We start from the raw sequence: 22955 nt of genomic DNA, 5'->3' as shown, positions 1-22955 counted from the left end.
GGCTCCTGCATTCCGCGACGGCGCTGCTGGGCGCTGCCCGCTCCTGCCAGACATGAAAAACCCGCCACCAGGGCGGGTCTTCGGGCCGGCTGGCCACCCGCAGGCGGGCGGCCGGGATCGATTATTTCGATACCACGCGTACCATCTCGAGGCACTTGGCGGCGTAGCCCCATTCGTTGTCGTACCAGGCCACGATCTTGACGAAGCTCTTGTCGAGCGCCAGGCCGGCTTCGGAGTCGAACACGCTGGTGCAGTACTCGCCGCGGAAGTCGGTCGAGACCACCTTCTCGTTGGTGTAGCCCAGCACGCCCTTGAGCGCGCCCTCGGACTGGGCCTTCATCTCGGCGCAGATTTCCTCGTAGCTGGCTTCCTTGTCGAGCTCGACCGTCAGGTCGACCACCGACACGTCGCTGGTCGGGACGCGGAAGCTCATGCCGGTCAGCTTCTTGTTGAGCTCGGGGATGACCTTGCCCACCGCCTTGGCGGCGCCGGTGCTCGACGGGATGATGTTTTCCAGGATGCCGCGGCCGCCGCGCCAGTCCTTGCGCGAGGTGCCGTCGACGGTCTTCTGGCTCGCGGTGGCGGCGTGCACGGTGGTCATCAGGCCGCGCTTGATGCCCCACTTGTCGTTCAGCACCTTGGCCACCGGGGCCAGCGCGTTGGTGGTGCAGGAGGCGTTCGAGATCACGGCCTCGCCGGCGTACTTGCCGTGGTTGACGCCGTAGACGAACATCGGCACGTCGTCCTTGGACGGGGCCGAGATCACGACCTTCTTGGCGCCGGCGTTCAGGTGGATCTGGTTGCTCTCGGCGGTCAGGAACTGGCCGGTGCACTCGAGCACCACGTCGACGCCCATCTCGGCCCACTTGAGCTGCGGGTTGTCGCGCTCGTGGCTCAGCGCGATGCGCTTGCCGTTGACGATCAGCGCCTCGTTGCCCTCGAAGCTGACTTCGCCCTCGAAGCGGCCGTGCACGCTGTCGTACTTCAGCATGTAGGCCAGGTAGTCGGCCGGCTTGGGATCGTTGATGCCGACGATCTCGATGTCGGCGAAGCGTGCGACGGCGGCGCGCAGCGCCAGGCGGCCGATGCGGCCGAAGCCGTTGATGCCCAGTTTGATGGTCATGATTTGCTTTTTCCGGAAGTTACAAAATCGTTACGTACCCCAAGCATGGACGGGTGCGCTGACGGCACCCTGTCGGGCCGGGTGGCGGCGGGACCGGCCCGCCGCCTGGAGCGGGATCAGAGCTTCTCGCCGACGACGGCCAGCACGGTGGCGGCGACGTTCTCGGGCGTGAAGCCGAAATGCTTGAACAGTACCGGTGCCGGGGCCGACTCGCCGTAGCTGTCGATGCCGACCACGGCGTCGCAGCCGTATTTCCACCAGCCCTCGGTCACGCCCATCTCGACCGCGATGCGCGGCAGCTCGGCCGGCAGCACGCTGTACTTGTAGTCGCCATCCTGCTGGTCGAAGGTGGTGTTGCTCGGCATCGAGACCACGCGCACCGCCACCTTCTGCTCGGCCAGCAGCTTCTGCGCCGCCAGCGCCAGCTGCACCTCGGAGCCGGTCGCGATGATCACGGCCTTGGCCTTCTTGCTCTTCTTGAAGCCGACATCGGCCGGCTCGCTCAGCACATAGGCACCCTTGGCGATGTCTTCCAGCGCGGCCTTGGGCGAATAGGCCAGGTTCTGCCGGCTCAGCAGCAGCGCGGTCGGCTTGGTGGTGTTGCGCAGCGCGACGGTCCAGGCGACCGCGGTCTCGGCGGTGTCGCCCGGGCGCCAGACGTCCAGGTTCGGGATCAGGCGCAGGCTGGCGGCATGCTCGATCGACTGGTGGGTCGGGCCATCCTCGCCCAGGCCGATCGAGTCGTGGGTGAACACGTGGACCACGCGCTGCTTCATCAGCGCGGCCATGCGGATCGCGTTGCGGCTGTAGTCGCTGAAGGTCAGGAAGGTGCCGCCGTAGGGGATGAAGCCGCCGTGCAGCGCGATGCCGTTCATGACCGCGGCCATGCCGAACTCGCGCACGCCGTAGTTGATGTGGCGACCGCCCTGGCCAGCCTCGTTCTTGACCACCGCGCCGGCCGCGTCGAAGCGCAGGTTGGGCGTGGACTTGGTGTTGGTCAGGTTGGAGCCGGTCAGGTCGGCCGAGCCGCCGAGCAGCTCGGGCAGCGCGGCGGTGAAGGCTTCCAGCGCCAGCTGGCTGGCCTTGCGGCTGGCGACGGTCTCGGCCTTGGCATGGGCGGCGGCCAGGGTGTCGGCGGCGACCTGCTCGAAGTGCTTCGGCAGCTCGCCCTTCATGCGGCGCTCGAATTCCTTGGCCTCGGCCGGGAAGGCCTTCTTGTAGGCCGCGAAGCGGTCCTTCCAGGCCTTCTCGGCGGCCTTGCCGGCGTCCTTGGCGTCCCAGGCGGAATAGACTTCCTTCGGGATCTCGAACGGGCCGTAGGTCCAGCCCAGCGCTTCGCGGGTCAGCTTGATTTCCTCTGCGCCGAGCGGCTCGCCATGCGCCTTCGAGGTGTTGGCGCGGTTGGGGCTGCCCTTGCCGATATGGGTCTTGCAGCAGATCAGGGTCGGCTTGCTCGCATCGAGCTTGGCCTGGGCAATGGCGGCATCGACCGCGTCGGCGTCATGGCCGTCGACGGCGCGGATCACGTTCCAGCCGCAGGCCTCGAAGCGCTTCGGGGTGTCGTCGATGAACCAGGGCGCGACCTGGCCGTCGATCGAGATGCCGTTGTCGTCGTAGAGCGCGATCAGCTTGCCCAGCTTCCAGGCGCCGGCCAGCGCGATCGCCTCGTGGCTGATGCCTTCCATCAGGCAGCCGTCGCCCAGGAAGACATAGGTGCGGTGGTCGACGATCTCATGGCCGTCGCGGTTGAACTCGGCGGCCAGCAGCTTCTCGGCCAGCGCGAAGCCGACCGCGTTGGTGATGCCCTGGCCCAGCGGGCCGGTGGTGGTCTCGACGCCCGGGGTGTGACCGACTTCCGGATGGCCGGCGGTCTTGCTGCCGAGCTGGCGGAAGTTCTTCAGCTCGCCCATCGGCAGCTTGTAGCCGCTCAGGTGCAGCAGCGCGTAGATCAGCATCGAGCCGTGGCCGTTCGACAGCACGAAGCGGTCGCGGTCGAACCAGGCCGGATTGGCCGGGTTGTGCTTGAGGTGGCGGCCCCACAGCGCGACAGCCATGTCAGCCATGCCCATGGGCGCACCCGGGTGGCCGGAGTTGGCTTGCTGCACGGCATCCATCGCCAGCGCGCGGATGGCATTGGCCATGGTTTGCGCATTGACGGTGGAGGCTTGGGATGGGGTCTTGGCGTCGGTCATGGGAGCCTCAAAAATCTAAACCCCTGATTTTATCTGTGCCCCTCCGGCGGCCGCAAGAAATGCAGTTTCAGCGTGGTTTCTGGCAGACGGCGTCGCGCTGTTCGCGCTCCTCGCAGAACTGCTCGCGCAGCAGGCGCTCGAACTCGCGCGTGCGCGCGTCGATGATCGACAGTTCGGCGTGATCCATGTTGCCTTGCTGGCGTGCCAGCGTCTGGGCCGATTTCATGCGGCTCAGCGCGCCCGCCAGGTCGAGCTGGGCGCGCTGGGCCTCGGCCATGGCGCGCGCGGCGCGCACCGGCTGGCCTTGCTGTTGCGCCACCAGGGCCAGCGCCTGCCAGGCCGGGATGTCGTCGGGGTGCAGCGCTAGCCAGGTCTGCAGGCGCTGGCTGGCGCTGTCGAGCGCGCGCGCATCCGCTGGCGCGGCGGCGGCGCGCGCGCCCAGGATCAACGCAGCGCGCTCGGGGGCTGCCAGGGCCTGGCGCTGCAACGTCGCGCGCTCCAATCCCGCCAGGCGCTCGCTCTGCGTCAGCTGCATGGCCTCGAGCGCGAGCAGGTCGACCGCCTGCCGTGCGGCTGCGTCGTCGGGCAGGGCGGCGAGCAGCCGCCCGAGCTGTTCCTGTGCCGTGCCGACATCGCGCAGCTGGGCCGCGGCCAGGGTCGCCGCATAGCGCAGCGCCAGCGTGGCCGGGTCGCGCAGCGGCGCCGCGTTCGAGCGCCCGGCCTGCGCCAGCGCCTGCAGTCGCTCGATCCGGCTTTCGCCCAGCACGCGCGCGCGCGCCGACATCAGCGCATGCAGGGCCGGGCTCGGGCCCACCCGGTCATGTGCCGGGGTCTGGTTCAGCGCCAGCCGCGCGCGCATGTCGGCCATGCGCTCGGTGCTCAGCGGGTGGCTGCGCAGGTAGGGGAAGGCACCGTCGTCGTTCAGCCGCGAGGCCTGCTGCAGCTTGTCGAACAGGGTCGCGAAGCCAGCGCCGTCGAAGCCGGCCTCGGTCATGATGCCGTAGCCGACCCGGTCGGCCTCGCGCTCCATGTCGCGCGAGAAGTTGAGCTGGGTCTGCATGGCCAGCGCCTGTCCGCCGACGATGGCGGCGTTGCCGATGTCGGCGTTCTTGGACTTGCTGGCCGCCAGCACGCCGAGCAGCATCGAGGCGATCATCCAGGGCGCCTGCCGGCTCTGCTGCGTCAGCAGGCGCGCGATATGGCGCTGCGAGACATGGCTGAGCTCGTGCGCGAGCACCGAGGCCAGCTCGTCGGCGCTGCTCACGGTCGCCAGCAGGCCCAGGTGCACGCCGAGGTAGCCGCCCGGCAGCGCGAAGGCGTTGACCGAGGGGTCGCGCAGCAGCAGCAGGCGCCAGGCATAGCGCTGGTCGGCGTCGGGCGGCAGTTCGCCACGCGCCAGCGCCGAGTCGAGCAGCGGCCGCCAGACCTGCTGCAGGTAGTCGGCCAGCAGCGGGTCGTCGAGGTACTCGGGGTCGCGGTAGATCGAGCGGGCGATCTGGTCGCCGATGCGGCGCTCTTCGCCCAAGGTCATCTCGCCGCCGTCGCCCAGGCTGGGCAGGGCGCGCCCGGATGGCAGCTGGGGCGGATCGGCCGGCGCCTGGGCCTGCGACCAGGCCAGGGGTGTCAGCAGCAGGGTCGCGGCCAGCCAGGGCCGCCAGCGGGAACGGAAGGGAACGCGCATCGCCGTATCATGCCTGTTCCGGCAGCTGATCACATCACCTAGGTAAATCTGAGCATGAGCGATTCTCCCCTCACCCATTTCGATGCCAGCGGCCAGGCCCACATGGTCGACGTCGGCGCCAAGGCGCAGACGCACCGCATCGCCATCGCGCAGGGACGCATCAGCATGCAGCCCGCCACCTTCGAGCTGGTGCGGCACGGCAGCCCGAAGAAGGGTGATGTGCTGGGCGTGGCGCGGCTGGCCGGCATCATGGGGGCCAAGCGCACCGCCGACCTGATTCCGCTCTGCCACCCGATCGCGCTGACGCGGGTGACGGTCGAGTTCGAGCTGCTCGAGGCCGAGCAGGCCGTGCTCTGCCGCGCCAGCGCCGAGACCGTCGGCCCGACCGGGGTCGAGATGGAGGCGCTGACCGCCGTCAACTGCGCGCTGCTCACCATCTACGACATGTGCAAGGCCGCCGACCGCGGCATGGTGATCTCGGACCTCCGGCTGCTCGAGAAGCACGGCGGCAAGTCGGGCAGCTTCGTCAGCCCCTGAGGTCCGGGGCCGCTGGCCCCGCTTCCGCGCGGTTCAAGCCAGCTTGAACGCGGCGACGGTCTGCACCAGCTCCTGAGCCTGGTCCTTCAGGCTGGTCGCAGCCGCCGCCATCTCCTCGACCAGCGCCGCGTTCTGCTGCGTCGCCTGGTCCATCTGCATCACCGCCTCGCCCACCTGGCCCACGCCCGAGCTCTGCTCGGCGCTCGCCGCGCTGATCTCGCCCATGATGTCGGTCACCCGCTTGATCCCCGCGACCACCTCGTTCATCGTCGCGCCGGCCTGGTCCACCTGCAGCGAACCCTGCTCGACCCGGTCGACGCTGGTCGTGATCAGACCCTTGATCTCCTTGGCCGCCTCGGCGCTGCGCACCGCCAGGCTGCGCACCTCCGCCGCCACCACCGCGAAGCCGCGCCCCTGCTCGCCAGCGCGCGCCGCCTCCACCGAGGCGTTCAGGGCCAGGATGTTGGTCTGGAACGCGATGCCGTCGATCACGCCGATGATGTCGGCGATGCGGCGCGAGCTGTCGTTGATGCCCTTCATCGTGTCGACCACCTGGGCCACCACTTCGCCGCCCCGGACCGCGATCTCGCTGGCGCTCTGGGCCAGCTGGTTGGCCTGGCGCGCGTTGTCCGAGTTCTGCCGCACGGTCGAGCCCAGCTCTTCCATCGAGGCCGAGGTCTGCTCCAGCGCGCTGGCCTGGTTCTCGGTGCGCGAGGACAGGTCCAGGTTGCCCTGGGCGATCTGGGTGCTGGCCGAGGCCACGCTTTCCGAGCGCTGGCGCACCTGGCTGACCACGGTGGCCAGCTGCGTGCGCATGGTCTCCAGCGCCGTCAGCAGGTTTTCCTGGCCGGGGTACTTGATTGCGATCCTGGTGCTCAGGTCTCCCGCCGCTATGCGCCGCGTGACCTCGGCCGCGTAGTTGGGCTCGCCGCCCAGCTGGCGCAGGATGGTGCGCGCAATCAGCAGGCCCAGCGCCAGCACGGCGGCCATCAGCACCAGCACCCCGGCGATCAGGCTGGTGGCGCGTTTGACCAGGGTGGCATTGATGTTGTCCACATAGACCCCCGAGCCGATGATCCAGCCCCAGCCGGGCAGGCTCTTGACATAGGAGATCTTGGGTTGCGGGCTGTCGCTGCCAGGCTTGGGCCATTGGTAGCTGACAAAGCCCGCGCCTTCCCGCTTGGCGACATCGACCATCTCCTGGAAGAACAGCTTGCCGTCCGGGTCCCGGTTGCCGCTCATGTTCTGGCCGTCGAGCTTGGGCTGGATCGGGTGCATCAGCATCTGGCCCTGCATGTCCTGGATCCAGAAATAGTCGCCCTGGCCATAGCGCAGGCCCTTGATCGCGGCCTTGGTCTGCTGCTGGGCCTGTTCGCGCGACAGGCTGCCTTCGCGTTCCAGGGTCTCGAAATAGGTGACGATGCCGGCTGCGGTCTCCACCGACTGGCGCACGCTGCCGCTGCGTTCGTCCAGGATGAGCTGGCGTTCAGTGAACAGGAGATTGGCCGCCAGGGCTGCCATGCCGAGCAAGGCGCTGACGATCAGCAGGGTCAGCCGGGCTGACAGCGAGCTATTTTTGATACTGAACATGTCTCGGGGCGTCTTGTTGTGTGATCGCGGGAGCAGGGGCCATCTGGCGATAGCTCGAGGGATGATAACCAGGATCGGCGGCGGCCGATTGGCGGCCCGGTCGTTGCCCGTACCCTGGCTATGGACACAAAAAAGCCGCCTGGCTCTTGCGAGCAGGGCGGCTAAGCCTTGGATCTGAAATCGGTGCGCGGCTCAGGCCTGGCGTGCAGCGTCCATGCATTGGCCGAGTTGGTCGAAGCACTGGTTGGCCAGCGTGGTCGGCATCACGTACTTGGTGCGGCTGTCGACGCTGTCGTTGACCAGGGTGATCATGCCCTTGGCGCGCAGCGTCTTGAGGCGACGGTGCACGGTGCTGGGCGAGATTTCCTTCGACATATGCATGGCTTCGAGCACGGTGATCTGCTTGCCGGTGTGCCAGACTGCCGCGAAGCTCTCGAGCAGGGACTGCTCGACCGCATCCAGCATCGGGAAGGTCGGCAGGTCGCGGATCGCCTTGACCAGGTTCAGAAATTTCAGATAGGCCTGAGAATGGTGTGTAGTCATTTGCATGTTGCTAAATATGTCGTGTCGACCCTGCCGAAGTCAAGAGGGCCTTGACGAAAAATGGCACGAATTATCGCCCCTGATGGCCACTTGCGAACAGCTGCAAGGGTAAACCCTATTGGCGACTCGACCTCCCGGACCTGCCAGCTCGCGCGCTGGCCCCTGGCGGTGGAGTGCCTGAGCGGGTCTATGATAGCCATGACCGAGCCGCCATCCGGGCGGCCGCATTGGAGGCTGGATATGAAGTTGCTCGTCCCGATTGATGGTTCCGAACTGGCGCTGCAGGCGCTGCAGCATGCCATCGCCCTGGCGCGTGCCGGGCTCGAGCTCGAGCTGGTGCTCGCCAACGTGCAGGAGCCGGCCTCGGCCTACGAAATGCTGACCCTGCATGACCCCGAGGCGCTGGCCGAGGTGGCGGTCGGCGCCGGGCGCGACCTGATGGCGCCCGCGGTGCAGCTCGCCGACATCGCGGGCCTGCCCTATGCCGAGACCGTGGTGGTCGGCGACGTGGTGCCGGCCTTGCTCGAGCTGATCGAGGAGGAGGGCTGCGACGCGGTCATCATGGGCAGCCATGGCATGGGCCTGGTGCGCAGCGCATTGGGCTCGGTCTCGCGCGGCATGCTGGAGGATGCCCCGGTGCCGGTGACCTTCGTCAAGGCGCCGCCCGAGCCCGAGGAAGACGCCGAGGAGGCCGCTGACGAGGCGCCAGCGCCCGAGGCGGACTGAGCGCGCAGCCGGCCGGCGTCAGCCGTTCAGCGCCGGGAAGATCTTGATCAGCCCGGCCGCCATCACCTCGACCGAGATCGCGGCCAGGATCAGGCCCATGATCCGCGTCATGACGTTGATGCCGGTCTTGCCCAGGATGCGCTCGATCGGTTCGGCCAGCGTGAAGCAGACCGCCGTCGCCAGCCCGATCACGACGCCGTAGCCGACCAGCGCGGCATGCTGCAGCAGGCTCTGGGCCCGGTCGGCGTAGATCACGACGGTCGACATCGAGGCCGGGCCGGTCAGCAGCGGGATGGTCAGCGGCACCACCGCGATCGACGCCCGCGCGTTGGCGTCGTCGACCTCGTCCTGGGTCGTGCGCGCCTCGGCCGGCTGGGCGTTGAGCATCGACAGCGCCGAGTTCAGCAGCAGCATGCCGCCGCCGACCTGGAAGCTCGCCAGCGAGATGCCGAAGAAGTCCAGGATCTGCAGGCCCAGCAGCGCGCAGGCCGCGATCACGGCGAAGGCGCTGAACGAGGCGATCAGCACCGTGCGTCGGCGCTGCTCATCGGAAAAGCCCTGGGTGTAATGGATGAAGAAGGGCACGATCGCCAGCGGGTTGACGATCGCCAGCAGGGTGATCAGCGGCTTGAGTTCCATCGCTGCATTGTCGGCCATGCCGCGCCATCGAAGTCCGCTAACCTATCGGTTTTTGACCCTTCAGGAGGACTGTTTTCATGGGCCAATTCATCGCCATCACCGCTGCCGACGGCCGCAGCTGTCCCGCCTACCTGGCCGAGCCGGCCGGCCAGCCGCGCGGCGCCGTCGTGGTGCTGCAGGAGATCTTCGGCGTCAACTCGCATATCCGCGCCGTCGCCGACGGCTATGCGGCCGCGGGCTACCTGGCGATTGCGCCGGCCACCTTCGACCGCGTCAAGTCCGGCGTCGAGCTCGGCTACACCGATGCCGACATGCAGGCCGGCTTCGCGCTCAAGCTGGCGGTCGAGGCGCTGCCGGCGCCCGGCGTGCTGGCCGACATCCAGGCCGCGATCGCCGAGGCCGCGCGCCGCAGCGGCGGCAAGGTCGGCATCGTCGGCTATTGCTGGGGCGGCCTGCTGACCTGGCGCAGCGCCTGCGAGCTGCAGGGCCTGTCTGCTGCCGTGCCCTACTACGGCGGCGGCATGACCACCCCCGAGGAGGCCGCGCGCCAGCCGCAATGCCCGGTGCTGGCGCATTTCGCCGAACAGGACAACTGGATTCCGATGGATACGGTCGAGGCCTTCCGCACTGCCCAGCCCGGCGTCGAGGTCCACAGCTACGACGCCCACCACGGCTTCAACTGCGACCAGCGCGGTGCCTCGCACCCGCCTTCGGCCGCGCTGGCGCGCGAGCGCACGCTGGCCTTCTTCGCCAAGCACCTGGGCTGATTCCCAGCCTGATCTCTGGCGCCGCTTGACGGCGCCTCGACATGCAAAACCCCTGCGCGCCTTGCGGCGGCAGGGGTTTTGCACGGTGGCCTGGGCCGGCCCATCAGGCCGGCGCCGTCGTCATCAGAGGCCGATCGGGCCGCCGTCGATGCGGGTGATCACCATCGTGGCCGAGCGCGGGCGCTGGGTCGAGCCCGGGTTGGTCTGGCTGTCCGGCCAGTGGCTGGACAGGGACTCGAGCTTGCTCTCCTCGCCCGGGTGCTGGATGTTGCAGAACATGGTGCGGCCATCCGGCGTGATCGCGATGCCGGTGATCTCGCAGTCCTTCGGGCCGACCAGGAAGCGGCGCACGCTGTCGGGCGTCGCCTTGGCGCCGACCCGGGTCTCGGTGCCGCCAGCCGCCACGGCCTTGGCACCATCACCGACCTTGCCGGGCACGGCGGCCAGCATCATGCAGTTGGTCTGGTCGGTATAGGCGTTGTCGTCGGTCTGGATCCAGAGCAGGCCGCGCGGGTCGAAGTACAGGCCGTCCGGGCTCGAGAAGTCGTTGACCGCGGTCAGGCCCGACAGGTTGATGTCGGCAGCGGCATCGCTCTCGGCGCCGAACAGGTAGATGTCCCAGCTGAAGCGGGTCGCTGCCTGGGCTCCGGCTTCCTTCCAGCGGATGATGTGGCCGTGCGGGTTGCCCTTGTTGACCTTGCTCTTGCCGTCGGCGCTGTAGTTGTCGCTGTAGTAGCGCGGGTTGGCTGCGTCGGGCTTGAGCTGCACGCCGGTCGGAGTGGCGTCGTTGGCGACGCGGTTGCTGTTGTTGGTCAAGGTCATGTAGACCTCGTGGTTCAGCGGGTTGACCGCGCCCCATTCCGGGCGGTCCATCTTGGTCGCGCCGAGCGCGTCGGCGGCCAGGCGGGCGTGCACCAGCACATCGGCCTGGTCGGCGAAGGGGTAGAGCTTGTTGCCGGCGTCGAGGCCGTTCTTGCCATGGGTCAGCTCGAGCCATTCGCCGCTGCCGTCGGCATTGAAGCGGGCGACATACAGCGTGCCCTCGTCGAGGTACTTGGCGCCAGCGGCCAGGCCGCCGTTGACATCGGCCTCGTCCCACAGCGCCTTCGAGACATACTTGTAGATGTACTCGTTGCGCGAGTCGTCGCCCGAATAGATCACGATCGGCTGGCCCTTGACGGCCGGCACCGGCCAGGCGCCTTCGTGGTTGAAGCGACCCAGCGTGCTGCGCTTGACCGGGGTGCGGTCGGGATTGAAGGGATCGATCTCGACCACCCAGCCGAAGGTGTTGAAGATGTTGCGGTAGTCGTCGCCGGCGGTCGCGCCGGTGACGGCGCTGTTCCAGCGCGCGAACAGGTCGTCGCTGCCGGCGGTATCCCACAGGTAGGGGCTCTTGCGGCCGTCGGTCATGCCGTAGCGCTTGAGGCCGGTGATCTCCTTGGCGCTGCGCTTGGCGTCATCGCCGGCGGCGCGGCTGATCACGTTGGTGTAGTTTTCCTCGCAGGTCAGGTAGGTGCCCCAGGGGGTGTAGCCGTTGGCGCAGTTGTTGTTGGTGCCACGGGTCTTCATGCCGTCGGGCGAGAACTTGGTCTTGACCAGCTCGCTGCCCTTGACCGGGCCGGCGAAGGCCATTGGGGTGGCCGAGGTGACGCGGCGGTTGTAGCGCGAGCCGCGCACCATGCTCATGCCGGCGCCCTTGGCGTCGCGCTTGACCTCGACCACGCTGATGCCGTGGGCGTAGATCTCCTTCTCGACTTCGCTCGCGACACGGGCAGCGCCAGCGGTCTTGCCGTTCGGGTGCAGTGCATAGGGTGCGACCACGTATTCGTGGTTGACGCACAGCAGGCCGCGGTCCGAGCGCTTGGCGTCGAACTTGCCGGCTTCGCCCAGGCCGAAGAAGTACATGCCGTCGTGGCCGTCGCCGATGCGGCGGTTGTAGGAGTCGGCGCTTTCGCTGCCGTCGCCCTTCCAGGACTCGTCGCCCCAGTGCAGCGGGTCGCCCAGCGCATGCAGGATGGTCATCTGGTAGCCGGCCGGCAGGGTCACCTTGTCGTCGCGGTGCTTGGCCACCGAACCGAAGCCGAGCTTGAGGGCGGCTTGCTTCGCGCGCGCGGCGCCCTTGGCCTGGCCCTGTGCGGCCATTGCCGAGCCGCCCAGCAGCAAGCCGGTGGTCACGCCGATGCCGCCCTGGAGCGCGAGGCGGCGGTTCAGCCGTGCCTCGAGCAGGTCATCGATATGGGCGTTGGCGGAGAAGTTGACGTTCTCGCCGTCGTTGAACTCGTCTTTGGGGGGCGGGTGAGACATGCAGGATTCCTTCGGGGGAGCAATGGCACGGATCCTCGCAGCTGAGTGTGACGGTTTCATTTCGAACGCAAAAAAGCCCCCGGGCCTGTCATCCTCGGGGGGCGGTCATGGCGGCCGTGGCCGCACTCCAGGCTCAGCGCTTGGTCAGCGAGAACTGTGCCGAATCGGCGGTCAGGTAGCCGACGGCAGCGCCGAACTTGTCCTTGTAGTTGGCCTTGATCAGCGGATCGAGCGTGGCCTTGACCGTGTTGTGGATCGCGCCCCAGTCACCGGCGTGCTGGAAGTTGCTCATGATGTAGGTCCAGCCGTTGATCTCGTCGACCGCCTGCAGGCCGGTCGATTCACCGCCAGCCGGGATCGACATCACGCGCGACAGCACCTTGGTGTCGACGTTGTAGGCCCACAGGAAGTTGTTCACATGCTGGCCGCTGTCTTCGCCGATGAACAGGGTGCGCATCTTCTCGGAGAACTTCAGGTTGTCCGGGTTGGCGATCTTGTCCGGGTTGCCGGTGTTGCCGAGCGCGTCGGAAGCGATGTCCTCGCCGACCAGCGCGGCGGGAGCGGCCATGTCGACAGCCACCCACTCGCTGTTGATCGCGTTGCCTGCGGTGTCCTTGATCGAACCCTTGAGGTTCATTGCGTAGACCGCGCCGGCAGAGATCTTCTTGTCGAGCTCGATGCTGCCGGTCTGCGCAGCTGCGTTGCCCTTGATCATCGACGCTTCCAGGCGCGACATTGCCGAGTAGGCGATCTTGTCCTTGATGTTGACCGTCGTGCCTTCCATCTTGGTGAAGCCCATGCTGGCGCCCATCAGGGCTGCGTAGCGGTGGGTTTCGAGGAAGGCGGCGGCTTTTTCCATGCCGGGCTTGAGCTTGACCCAGTTGAACTTGCCGCTGTAGTTGATCTTGGTGTAGCCCGTCGCGGTCGGGTCGGCGATGGTGGGATCGACCGTCTTGACATCCATGATGTCGGTCGGCTTGAGCGTCTTGGCCAGGTTCTCGATCTCGGCGCTGGTCGCGCTGCCGAGCTTGATCCAGCTCAGGTTGGCGGAGCCGGCGCCGGCCGAGGAGGTCTGGCTCCACTTGGCGACGTAGAGCGAACCGGAGGACAGGTCGCGCGCCTTGTCGGCGACGAACATGAACAGGCCGCCGTTGGTCCAGTCGTCACCGCACAGGGCCGTGCGCTCGTCGGGCATGATCTGGACCAGCTCCTTCGAGATGCGGCCGGTGCAGTAATGCTTCTTGATGCTGCCGGTGCCGTCGGGGTTGACGGTTACTTCGGGCAGGTGGCCGTAGAGATAGGGGTTGGCCTTGCTCGCGTCGCCGTACAGGTTCAGGCTGAAGGCGTCCATGTTGTTGGCGCTGCGTGCGGCAAACGCGTCGGGCTCGTACTCCTCGCTCGACAGGTGGGTGCCCCAGGGCGACAGACTGGCGCCGCAGGTGATCCACAGGCCGTGGACGCTGCTGGTGTCGACGTTGTGGTACTTGACCAGGCTCAGCTTGCCGGTGTCGGGGTTCTGGTCCAGCGTCAGCACGGCGATCGGCGACGGCAGCTTGCCGTACATGTCGCTCTTGCCGTCCTGGGCCCAGGTGGTGTATTCGAACTGGACCACCGCGAACACCGTGTTGCCCTTGACGCCAGCCATCTTGGCGCCTTCGATCTTGATCAGCGAGGTGCCATCCGGGCAGTCCGAGAAGAACTGACGCTCCTTGCCGGCCACGGTCTTGTCGATGATGGGCTTGTTGTTGATGTCGAAATAGCCGCCGGCGAGCACCTTGCCGCCCTTGCCATCGTCGACCAGGTCGCCGGTGATGAAGAACGGTGCGTAGGACAGCTTGAAGTCGACCTTGCTGCCGTCGTCGAAGCTGGCGCTCATCACCGAGCCGACGGTGGTCGTTGCCATGGCCGCCGGGTTGGCCAGCGTCGGTGCCGGCATCGAGCTGAAGCTGACTCCGGTGAGCTTGGCGTCGTCGCCACCACCACAACCTGCCAGCAGGGCGGAACCGGCAAAACCGGTAGACAGCGGCAGCATGGGGGCTGCCGACAGCATTTTCAGGAGGTTGCGACGGGAGGTTCCGGGATTGTGGTTCATGTCTGTGTGACGTTTGGTAGCGAATAACACGACAAGCTTCCCATCCGAAAGTGAAATTTCGATGAAAAACCAGGTTTGACAAACGCGCGGCGGGCGGGCATACAGTCGTCTGTAGCGGTCGCGGCCCGGAATTCGTTTCCCCGCGAGTCGTCGCCATCCGTCCGCAGGAGAACGTCGATGAATGCACCGGTTCCTTCCCGTCCTGCAGCGCAGTCCGTCACGCTCGACGACAAGTACGCGCTGGCGCGCGGCCATGTCTTCATGAGCGGCATCCAGGCCCTGGTGCGCCTGCCCATGCTGCAGCAGCAGCGCGACGCGCTGGCCGGCAAGAACACTGCCGGCCTGGTCAGCGGCTACCGTGGTTCGCCCTTGGGCGGCTATGACCTGGCGCTCTGGAAGGCGAAGCAGCATCTGCGGGCGCACGACATCGTGTTCCAGCCCGGCGTCAATGAGGAGCTGGCCGCGACCGCGCTCTGGGGCACGCAGATGCTGGGCTACGCGCCGCCGGGTACGCACAAGCATGACGGCGTGTTCGGCATCTGGTATGGCAAGGGGCCCGGCGTGGACCGCTGCTCGGATGTGTTCAAGCACGCCAACCTGGCCGGCACCACGCCCTGGGGCGGCGTGATCGCGGTCGCCGGCGACGACCACGCGGCCAAGAGCTCGAGCGCGCCGCACCAGAGCGACCATGTGTTCAAGGCCTGCGGCCTGCCGGTGTTCTTCCCGTCCAGCGTGCAGGAGATCCTGGATCTGGGCATCCATGCCTTCGCCATGAGCCGCTATGCCGGGCTCTGGGCCGGCATGAAGACGATCCAGGAGGTGGTCGAGTCGGGCGCCGGGGTCGAGGTCGATCCGCAGCGGGTGCAGATCTGGCTGCCGGACTTCCCCGTGCCCGAGGGCGGCCTGCATATCCGCTGGCCCGACACCCCGCTGGCGCAGGAAGACCGGCTGATGAACCACAAGTGGTATGCCGCGCTGGCCTATGTGCGCGCCAACCGGCTCAACCGCGATGTCTGGTCCGGCCCGGACGACCGCTACGGCATCATCGCCAGCGGCAAGGCCTGGGGCGATACGCTGCAGGCGCTGGCCGACCTCGGGCTGGACCAGGCGGCCTGCCGCGCGCTCGGCATCCGGCTGCACAAGGTGGCCGTGGTCTGGCCGCTGGAGGCGCAGACGGTGCGCGAGTTCGCCACCGGCCTGCAGGAGATCCTGGTGGTGGAGGAGAAGCGCCAGGTCATCGAGTACCAGCTCAAGGAGGAACTCTACAACTGGCGGCCCGACGTGCGCCCGGACGTGCTCGGCAAGTTCGACGAGGCTGGCGCCGACCACAGCGGCGGCGAATGGAGCCTGCCCGACCCGAGCGGACAGACCCTGCTGCGCGCGACCGCCGACCTGACGCCGGCCTTGATCGCGCGCGCGATCGGCCGCCGTCTCCAGCGGCGCGGCCTGCTGGCGGCGGGCAGTTCGATCGCGCAGCGGGTGCAGGCCCATCTGGAGCTGCTCGACGCGCGCGAACGCTCGCTGCAGGCGCTCTACGCGGGCGGCAGCGCGCCGGACCGGCCGCCCTGGTACTGCTCGGGTTGTCCGCACAACCGCTCGACCGTGGTGCCGGAAGGCTCGCGCGCCATTGCCGGCATCGGTTGCCACTACATGGTGACCTGGATGAACCGCCGCACCCAGGGCTTCACCCAGATGGGCGGCGAGGGCGTGCCCTGGGTCGGCCAGCAGCCCTTCAGCCGCGAGCCCCACCTGTTCGCCAACCTCGGCGACGGCACCTATTTCCACAGCGGCCTGCTGGCGATCCGCCAGACCATCGCCGCCGGCGTCAACATCACCTACAAGATCCTCTACAACGACGCGGTCGCGATGACCGGCGGCCAGCCGGTCGGCGAGCGGCCCGAGGGCCATTCGGTGCTGCAGATCGTGCACAGCCTGCGCGCCGAGGGCGTGAGCCGGATCGTGATCGTGACCGACGAGCCGCTCAAGTATGTCAACGCCGAGCACCGCACCGTCGGTGGCGTCACGCTGCGGCTGCCCCCGGATGTACCGGTCGAGCACCGCGACGAGCTCGACCGTCTGCAGCGCGAGTTCCGCGAGATCCCCGGCACCACCGCCATCATCTACGACCAGACCTGCGCGACCGAGAAGCGGCGCCGGCGCAAGCGCGGCCTGCTGGTCGAGCCGGCGCGGCGCGTCTTCATCAACGCCGCCGTCTGCGAGGGCTGCGGCGACTGTGGCGAGAAAAGCAACTGCCTGAGCGTCGAGCCGCTCGAGACCGAGCTGGGCCGCAAGCGCCAGATCAACCAGGGCAGCTGCAACTTGGACTATTCCTGCCTGGACGGCTTCTGCCCCAGCTTCGTGACCGTCGAGGGCGGCCGGTTGCGGCGCGGCACCGCCAAGGCACTGCCCGATCCGGCTGAACTGGGCGAGCTGCCCGAGCCCGAGCTGCCAGCCACGGTCCATCCCTACGGCATCCTGATCGCTGGCGTCGGCGGCACTGGCGTCATCACGCTGGGCCAGCTGATCGGCGAGGCGGCCTTCCTGGACGGGCGCGGCGTCGTGACGCAGGACGCCGCCGGGCTGGCGCAGAAGGGCGGTGCGACCTGGAGCCATGTGCAGATCGCCGACCGGCAGCCCGACATCCTGACCACCCGCGTCAGCATGGCCGAGGCCGACCTGCTGCTCGGCTGCGACCCGATCGTCGCCGCGCAAGCCGAGTCGGTGTCACGCCTGCGCGCCGGCCGCAGCCGGGTCGCGCTGAACTCCCATGTCGCGCCGACGGCGGCCTTCGTCCACCAGGGCGGCTGGAAGAGCCCGGGCGCGCAATGCCAGGCCATCCTGGGCCAGACGGTCGGGGAGCCCGCGCTGTCGGTGCTCGACGCCGAGGCCATCGCGCGCCAGCTGGTCGGCGACGCGCTCTACGCCAACCCGGTGCTGCTCGGCCATGCCTGGCAGCGCGGCTGGGTGCCGGTGCGGCGCGAGTCGCTGCGGCGCGCGATCGAGCTCAACGCGACGGCGGTCGAGAAGAACCTGGCTGCCTTCGAATGGGGCCGGCTGTCGGCGCATGACGGCGCCCGCGTGCAGGCCTTGCTGGCGCCGGCGGAGCAGCCGCTGCGCTTCCAGCCCAGGCCGCGGCTGGACGGGCTGCTGCGCGACCGCGTCGAACGGCTGACTGCCTACCAGGATGCGGCCTACGCGCGCCGCTACGAGGCGGCCGTGCGCCGCGTGCAGCAGGCCGAGGCCGAGCGCGTGCCCGGCAAGACCGCGCTGGCCGAGGCAGTCGCGCGCCACCTGCACGACCTGATGGCCTACAAGGATGAGTACGAGGTGGCGCGTCTCTATACCGACGGCCGCTTCGAGCGCGAGGTCGCCGAGCGCTTCGAGGGCGACTACCGGCTGCGCTTCCACCTCGCGCCGCCGTTCTGGGCCGAGCGCAACGCGCGCGGCGAGCTCAGCAAGCAGGACTACGGCCCCTGGATGCTGGGCCTGATGCGCGGTCTGGCCAGGCTCAGGTTCCTGCGCGGCACCGCCTTCGACCTGTTCGGCCGCAGCGACGAGCGCCGCAGCGAGCGCGCGCTGATCGACGACTACCTGGCGCTGGTCGAGGAGCTGCTGCGCACGCTGAAGCCCGACAACCACGCGCTGGCGCTGCAACTCGCGCACCTGCCGGGGCAGATCAAGGGCTTCGGCCATGTCAAGGCGCGGCACCTGGCGGCGGCGCGCGAGCGCTGGGCCGAGCTGCTGGCGCAGTGGCGCGCGCAGGCAGCGGCCGGCGACGGGGCCTGAGCCGGCCCGAGCCGCGACCGGTCGCAGCACAATCGGACTCTTCTGAAAAAATGGAACCTCCCTCAACATGAGCCAGACCCTGCGTTTCCTCCATTTCGACTGCAGCGAAGACAGCGCCGGCCTTGCCAGCTTCGAGGCGATGGCCAGCGTCGGCGCCGCGCAATGGCCGGCCTTGCAGGCCGAGGTCGCCGCCCTGCTGGACTGGGCGCACCAGGGCTTTGCCGGCGTGCGCGGCCCGCTCGAGGAGGATGGCGACTGGGACTACGACTTGCACGCCAGCCTCGAGACCGTCGCCGCGCTCGAGCTCGACTACGACCCGGCCGCGCGCCGCCTGGCTGGCGGCCCTGTCGGCGAGGGCCTGCCGCGCTACACCTTGACCTTGACCCTGGGCGGCACGCCCGGCTTCGCCCAGGCCCTGCGCGAGCGCTTCGACTTGGGCGACGATTAGAATGGCCGCAGGCCGGCCCTCCAGGCTTGCTGCATCCGAATTCTTTTCTGACAGGACCCCAAGTGTTCATTTCTCCCGCTTTCGCCCAGGCCGCCGCTGGCGGCGACACCCAATCGACCCTGATGAGCATGCTGCCGCTGGTGCTGATGTTCGGCGTGCTGTATTTCGTCATGATCCGGCCGCAGATGCGCAAGCAGAAGGAACACAAGGCCATGATCGACGCGCTGGCCAAGGGTGACGAGGTCGTCACCGCGGGTGGCCTGCTCGGCAAGGTCAGCAAGATCGGTGACAGCCATATCGGCGTCGAGATCGCCAGCGGCGTCGAAGTCCAACTGCAACGCTCCGCCGTGGTGCAGGTGCTGCCCAAGGGCAGCCTCAAGTAATTCCCCTGCGACTGAGTTCGGCCGGGCCCGGGTCCGGCCGTTCGGCTTTTTGAACGGAGCGCCAGGCTCATGAACCGATATCCCCTGTGGAAATACGTGACCATCGTGGTCGCGTTGCTGATTGCCACCCTCTACACCCTGCCCAACTTCTTTGGCGAGGCGCCGGCGGTCCAGGTCTCCTCGGGCAAGGCGACCATCAAGGTCGACCTGTCCATGGTCGGCCGCGTCGAGCAGGTGCTGGCGCAACAGGGGCTGGCGGCCGAAGCGATCCAGTTCGACGGCAACTCGGTCAAGGCGCGCTTTGCCAGCACCGACCTGCAGATCAAGGCGCGCGACGCGATCGACCACGCGCTCAACACCGACCGGGCCGATCCCGGCCATGTCGTGGCGCTGAACCTGCTCCCGCGCACCCCGGCCTGGCTGCAGTCGCTGCATGCGGCGCCGATGTACCTCGGTCTGGACCTGCGCGGCGGCGTGCATTTCATGCTGCAGGTCGACATGCCGGGCGCGCTGGTCAAGCGCGCCGACGGGCTGGCCGGCGATGTCCGCACCGCCCTGCGCGAAAAGAACCTGCGCGCCATCGTGCGCCGCGAGGGCCAGGCGCTCGACATCCGGCTGCGTGATGCCGAGTCGCTCAATGCCGCGAGCGAGCTGCTCAAGACCCAGTTCAACGACTGGGTGTTCACCGAATCCGCCGCCGAGGGCGAGTTCCGCCTGACGGCCCGCCTCAAGCCCGAAGGCGCGCGCGCGATCCAGGAGCAGGCGCTCAAGCAGAACATCAACACCCTGAACAACCGCATCAACGAGCTAGGCGTGGCCGAGCCGGTGATCCAGCAGCAGGGCCAGGACCGCATCGTGGTGCAGCTACCGGGCGTGCAGGACACGGCCAAGGCCAAGGACATCCTGGGTCGCACCGCGACGCTGGAAGTGCGCATGGTCGAGGCCCATGGCCAGCCCGGCGCGCGTGACTACAACCCGGCCCGCCTGCAGGAGGCCGAACAGGGCCTGGTGCCGCCCGGCACCGAGCTGCTCTACTCGACCCGCGACGGCCGCAAGGAGCCCTTGCTGCTGTCGCGCGAGGTGGTGTTCAGCGGCGAGAACCTGACCGGCGCCGATGCCTCGATCGACCAGCAGCACTCGAGCTCGGTGGTCAGCGTGACGCTCGACGCCAAGGGCGGCGCCGCGATGCGCGCCGTCACCCGCGACGGCATCAAGCGTCGCATGGCGGTGGTGCTGATCGAGAAGGGCCGCCCCGAGGTGCTGACCGCGCCGACCATCCAGTCCGAGCTCAGCAACCGCTTCCAGATCACCGGCATGAACAGCCCGCAGGAGGCGACCGACCTCGCGCTGCTGATGCGCGCCGGCAGCCTGGCCGCGCCGATGGAGATCATCGAGGAGCGCACCATCGGCCCGAGCCTGGGCGCCGAGAACATCGCCAAGGGCTTCAACAGCGTGATCGGCGGCTTCATCGTGATCGCCGTCTTCATGTGCGTCTACTACATGCTGTTCGGTCTGTTCTCGAGCATCGCGCTGTCGGTCAACCTGCTGCTGCTGGTCGCCGTGCTCTCGATGCTGCAGGCCACGCTGACCCTGCCCGGCATCGCCGCGATGGCGCTGGCGCTCGGCATGGCGATCGACTCCAACGTGCTGATCAACGAACGCATCCGCGAGGAGCTGCGCAACGGCGCGGCACCGCAATCCGCGATCCACGCCGGCTACGAGCATGCCTGGGACACCATCCTGGACTCCAACATCACGACGCTGATCGCCGGCGTGGCGCTGCTGGCCTTCGGCACCGGCCCGGTGCGCGGCTTCGCGGTCGTGCACTGCATCGGCATCCTGACCAGCATGTTCTCTGCCGTGTTCTTCTCGCGCGGCCTGGTCAACCTCTGGTATGGCCGCCAGAAGAAGCTCAAGTCCGTGTCGATCGGCACGGTGTGGAAACCGGCCGATGCCGCGGCCAAGGCCGACTGACAGGAAGAACCCGATGGAACTGTTTCGAATCAAGAAGGACATCCCCTTCATGCGCCACGCGCTGGTGCTCAACGCGGTGTCGTTGATCACCTTCCTGGCGGCGGTCTTCTTCCTGTTCTCGCGCGGGCTCAACTTCTCGGTCGAGTTCACCGGCGGCACCGTGATGGAAGTCGCCTACGAGCAGCCGGCCGACCTCGAGTCGGTGCGCAAGGTCGTCGCGAGCCTGGGCTATGCCGACGTGCCGGTGCAGAACTTCGGCACCTCGCGCGACGTGCTGATGCGGCTGCCGGTGCTGCAGGGCCAGAGCTCGGGCCAGCAGAGCGAGGCCATGATGGCCGCGCTCAAGGCGCAGAATCCCGGGGTGTCGCTGCGCCGCACCGAGTTCGTCGGTCCGCAGGTCGGCAAGGAGTTGTTGCAGGATGGCCTCAAGGCGCTGGCCTTCGTGATCGCCGGCATCATGCTCTACCTCGCGATCCGCTTCGAGTGGAAATACGCGGTCTCGGGCATCATCGCCAACCTGCACGACATCGTCATCATCCTGGGCTTCTTCGCCTTCTTCCAGTGGGAGTTCTCGCTCGCGGTGCTGGCGGCGGTGCTGGCGGTGCTGGGTTACTCGGTCAACGAGTCGGTGGTGATCTTCGACCGCATCCGCGAGACCTTCCGGCGCCAGCGCAAGATGGACTCGGTGCAGGTGATCGACCACGCGATCACCTCGACCATCAGCCGCACCATCATCACCCACGGCTCGACCCAGATCATGGTGCTGTCGATGCTGCTGTTCGGCGGCCAGACGCTGCACCATTTCGCGCTCGCGCTGACGATTGGCATCTGCTTCGGCATCTATTCCTCGGTGTTCGTCGCCGCCGCGATCGCGATGTGGCTTGGCATCAAGCGCGAGGACCTGGTCAAGGCGCCGAGCAAGAAGGCCGGCGATCCGGACGACCCGCATTCGGGCGCCGTGGTCTGAGCGTCCCCAGCCTTGACCTGCAAGCCCCCCTGCCTGACGGCCGGGGGGCTTTTTTTCAGGCGCGCGCGCGCCGCTGGTAGAGCCCGCCCGGCAGGCGGGCCACCCAGCCGTCGAACTCGAGCTCGAGCAGCCTGGCCTGCAGGGTCGGCAGGTCCAGGCCGCAGCGGGCTTGCAGCGCATCGAGTCCGCAGGGCTCGAAGCCGAGCACCCGCAGCAGCGCATCGTCCGGCAGCGGATCTCCGCCAGCCGTGGCACCCTGCGGGTCTGGCGCCGCGCCAGCCGTCCCATCCTGAGCCGGCGCAGCCGCCTGGCCCTGCAGTTCCTCCAGGATGTCCTGTGCCGACTCGACCAGCTTGGCGCCCTGGCGTATCAGCGCATGGCAGCCGCGCGACTGCGGCGAGTGGATCGAGCCGGGAATCGCGAACACCTCGCGTCCCTGCTCGGCGGCCTGGCGTGCGGTGATCAGCGAGCCCGACTGCAGCGCCGCCTCCACCACCAGCACGCCCTGGCTCAGGCCCGAGATGATGCGGTTGCGCCTGGGGAAGTTGGGCGCCAGTGGCGGCGTGCCGAGCAGGCATTCGCTGACCAGCGCGCCCTGGGCGGCAATGCGCCGCGCCAGCGCCTGGTGCTTCTTCGGATAGACCAGGTCCAGCCCGGTGCCAACCACCGCCACGGTATGGCCGCCGGCCTCGAGTGCGCCCTCGTGCGCGGCGCCATCGATGCCGAGCGCGAGCCCCGAGATGATGCAGGCGCCGGCCTCGGCCAGCGCGCGCGCGAACTGGCGCGCATGGTCGGCGCCCTGGGCGGTCGGGTTGCGGCTGCCGACCATGGCCAGCCGCCGCGGCTGGCGCAGCGCGGCCGGATCGCCTTCCAGGTGCAGCAGCAGCGGCGGGTCCTCGATCTGCAGCAGTTCGGCCGGATAGTCGGGGTCGCCCAGCGTCAGCAACTGGCGCCGCGCATCGCCGTCCAGCCAGCGCCGGGTCTGCTCGCACAGCTCTTGCCAGCCCTCGGGCTCGGCCAGCAGTCGCTCAGCCAGGGCCGGACCGACCACCGCGGCCAGCGCCGCGCGGGGCTGGGCGAACAGGTCCGGCGGCAGGCCGAAGGCCGCCAGCAGCTTGCGTGCGGTCGCATCGCCGACGCCGGGCGTGAGCTTCAGGCGCAGCCAAGCGTCGCGCTCGGCATCCGGCAGCGCGCGGCTCATGT

The 22955-nt window shown here is 68.3% G+C and carries 17 protein-coding genes; 8 read left to right on the top strand and 9 right to left on the bottom strand.

Annotated elements, in window-relative coordinates; translation table 11 throughout:
• Positions 1-121: 121 nt before the first annotated feature.
• The 3 genes from gap to C6P64_RS02845 all read right to left on the bottom strand — a co-directional run bounded on the left by gap (position 122) and on the right by C6P64_RS02845 (position 4996).
• Positions 122-1123 (bottom strand): type I glyceraldehyde-3-phosphate dehydrogenase, encoded by a 1002-nt coding sequence (gene gap / locus C6P64_RS02855; protein ID WP_105747086.1) that lies wholly within the window; start codon positions 1121-1123, stop codon positions 122-124.
• A 116-nt stretch (positions 1124-1239) separates the two neighbouring features.
• Entirely contained in the window at positions 1240-3315 is a 2076-nt protein-coding gene (gene tkt, locus C6P64_RS02850; RefSeq protein WP_105747085.1) for a transketolase, read from the bottom strand.
• A gap of 67 nt (positions 3316-3382) precedes the next feature.
• A complete protein-coding gene (locus tag C6P64_RS02845; protein WP_105747084.1) occupies positions 3383-4996 on the bottom strand; it encodes a M48 family metalloprotease in 1614 nt (537 codons plus the stop codon).
• 54 nt (positions 4997-5050) lie between these two features.
• On the opposite strand from C6P64_RS02845, the gene moaC reads away from it, so the two are divergent.
• Positions 5051-5533 (top strand): cyclic pyranopterin monophosphate synthase MoaC, encoded by a 483-nt coding sequence (moaC, locus tag C6P64_RS02840; protein ID WP_211296785.1) that lies wholly within the window; start codon positions 5051-5053, stop codon positions 5531-5533.
• A 33-nt stretch (positions 5534-5566) separates the two neighbouring features.
• Here moaC and C6P64_RS02835 read toward each other — a convergent pair whose 3' ends face one another.
• The gene (locus C6P64_RS02835; RefSeq protein WP_105747082.1) at positions 5567-7123 is read right to left on the bottom strand and encodes a methyl-accepting chemotaxis protein; all 1557 of its coding nucleotides are present in this window, start codon (positions 7121-7123) and stop codon (positions 5567-5569) included.
• Between the two features lie 192 nt (positions 7124-7315).
• Complete coding sequence (locus tag C6P64_RS02830; protein WP_105747081.1) at positions 7316-7666, bottom strand: MarR family winged helix-turn-helix transcriptional regulator; 351 nt, start codon at positions 7664-7666, stop codon at positions 7316-7318.
• A gap of 240 nt (positions 7667-7906) precedes the next feature.
• Here C6P64_RS02830 and C6P64_RS02825 point away from each other — a divergent pair, with 240 nt between their 5' ends.
• Positions 7907-8392 (top strand): universal stress protein, encoded by a 486-nt coding sequence (locus tag C6P64_RS02825; RefSeq protein WP_105747080.1) that lies wholly within the window; start codon positions 7907-7909, stop codon positions 8390-8392.
• Positions 8393-8410: 18 nt separating this feature from the next.
• Here C6P64_RS02825 and C6P64_RS02820 read toward each other — a convergent pair whose 3' ends face one another.
• Positions 8411-9031, bottom strand: a complete 621-nt coding sequence (locus C6P64_RS02820; protein ID WP_105747158.1) for a MarC family protein — start codon at positions 9029-9031, stop codon at positions 8411-8413.
• Positions 9032-9108: 77 nt separating this feature from the next.
• On the opposite strand from C6P64_RS02820, the gene C6P64_RS02815 reads away from it, so the two are divergent.
• Positions 9109-9798 carry a dienelactone hydrolase family protein gene (locus C6P64_RS02815; protein ID WP_105747079.1) on the top strand — a complete coding sequence of 230 codons (690 nt, stop codon included), beginning with the start codon at positions 9109-9111 and terminating at the stop codon, positions 9796-9798.
• 123 nt (positions 9799-9921) lie between these two features.
• Here the strand turns inward: C6P64_RS02815 and C6P64_RS02810 are convergent, their stop codons facing one another.
• A complete protein-coding gene (locus C6P64_RS02810; protein WP_105747078.1) occupies positions 9922-12102 on the bottom strand; it encodes a PhoX family protein in 2181 nt (726 codons plus the stop codon).
• Between the two features lie 133 nt (positions 12103-12235).
• Positions 12236-14194, bottom strand: coding sequence for a PhoX family protein (locus C6P64_RS02805; RefSeq protein WP_105747077.1), 1959 nt, complete (start codon positions 14192-14194; stop codon positions 12236-12238).
• Between the two features lie 177 nt (positions 14195-14371).
• Here C6P64_RS02805 and C6P64_RS02800 point away from each other — a divergent pair, with 177 nt between their 5' ends.
• The 5 genes from C6P64_RS02800 to secF all read left to right on the top strand — a co-directional run bounded on the left by C6P64_RS02800 (position 14372) and on the right by secF (position 21752).
• A complete protein-coding gene (locus C6P64_RS02800; RefSeq protein WP_105747076.1) occupies positions 14372-17980 on the top strand; it encodes an indolepyruvate ferredoxin oxidoreductase family protein in 3609 nt (1202 codons plus the stop codon).
• Between the two features lie 67 nt (positions 17981-18047).
• Complete coding sequence (locus tag C6P64_RS02795; protein ID WP_105747075.1) at positions 18048-18428, top strand: hypothetical protein; 381 nt, start codon at positions 18048-18050, stop codon at positions 18426-18428.
• 62 nt (positions 18429-18490) lie between these two features.
• Positions 18491-18811 (top strand): preprotein translocase subunit YajC, encoded by a 321-nt coding sequence (gene yajC / locus C6P64_RS02790; RefSeq protein WP_105747074.1) that lies wholly within the window; start codon positions 18491-18493, stop codon positions 18809-18811.
• Between the two features lie 69 nt (positions 18812-18880).
• The gene (gene secD / locus C6P64_RS02785) at positions 18881-20785 is read left to right on the top strand and encodes a protein translocase subunit SecD (protein ID WP_105747073.1); all 1905 of its coding nucleotides are present in this window, start codon (positions 18881-18883) and stop codon (positions 20783-20785) included.
• Between the two features lie 13 nt (positions 20786-20798).
• Positions 20799-21752 (top strand): protein translocase subunit SecF, encoded by a 954-nt coding sequence (gene secF / locus C6P64_RS02780; RefSeq protein WP_105747072.1) that lies wholly within the window; start codon positions 20799-20801, stop codon positions 21750-21752.
• Between the two features lie 55 nt (positions 21753-21807).
• Here the strand turns inward: secF and dprA are convergent, their stop codons facing one another.
• A complete protein-coding gene (gene dprA, locus C6P64_RS02775) occupies positions 21808-22953 on the bottom strand; it encodes a DNA-processing protein DprA (RefSeq protein ID WP_105747071.1) in 1146 nt (381 codons plus the stop codon).
• Positions 22954-22955: the final 2 nt, after the last annotated feature.

Origin of the sequence: Malikia granosa (assembly GCF_002980595.1) — a bacterium.
In the GTDB taxonomy this organism is placed as follows: Bacteria; Pseudomonadota; Gammaproteobacteria; order Burkholderiales; family Burkholderiaceae_C; genus Malikia; species Malikia granosa.
This window is presented reverse-complemented; position numbering and strand designations above follow the sequence as displayed.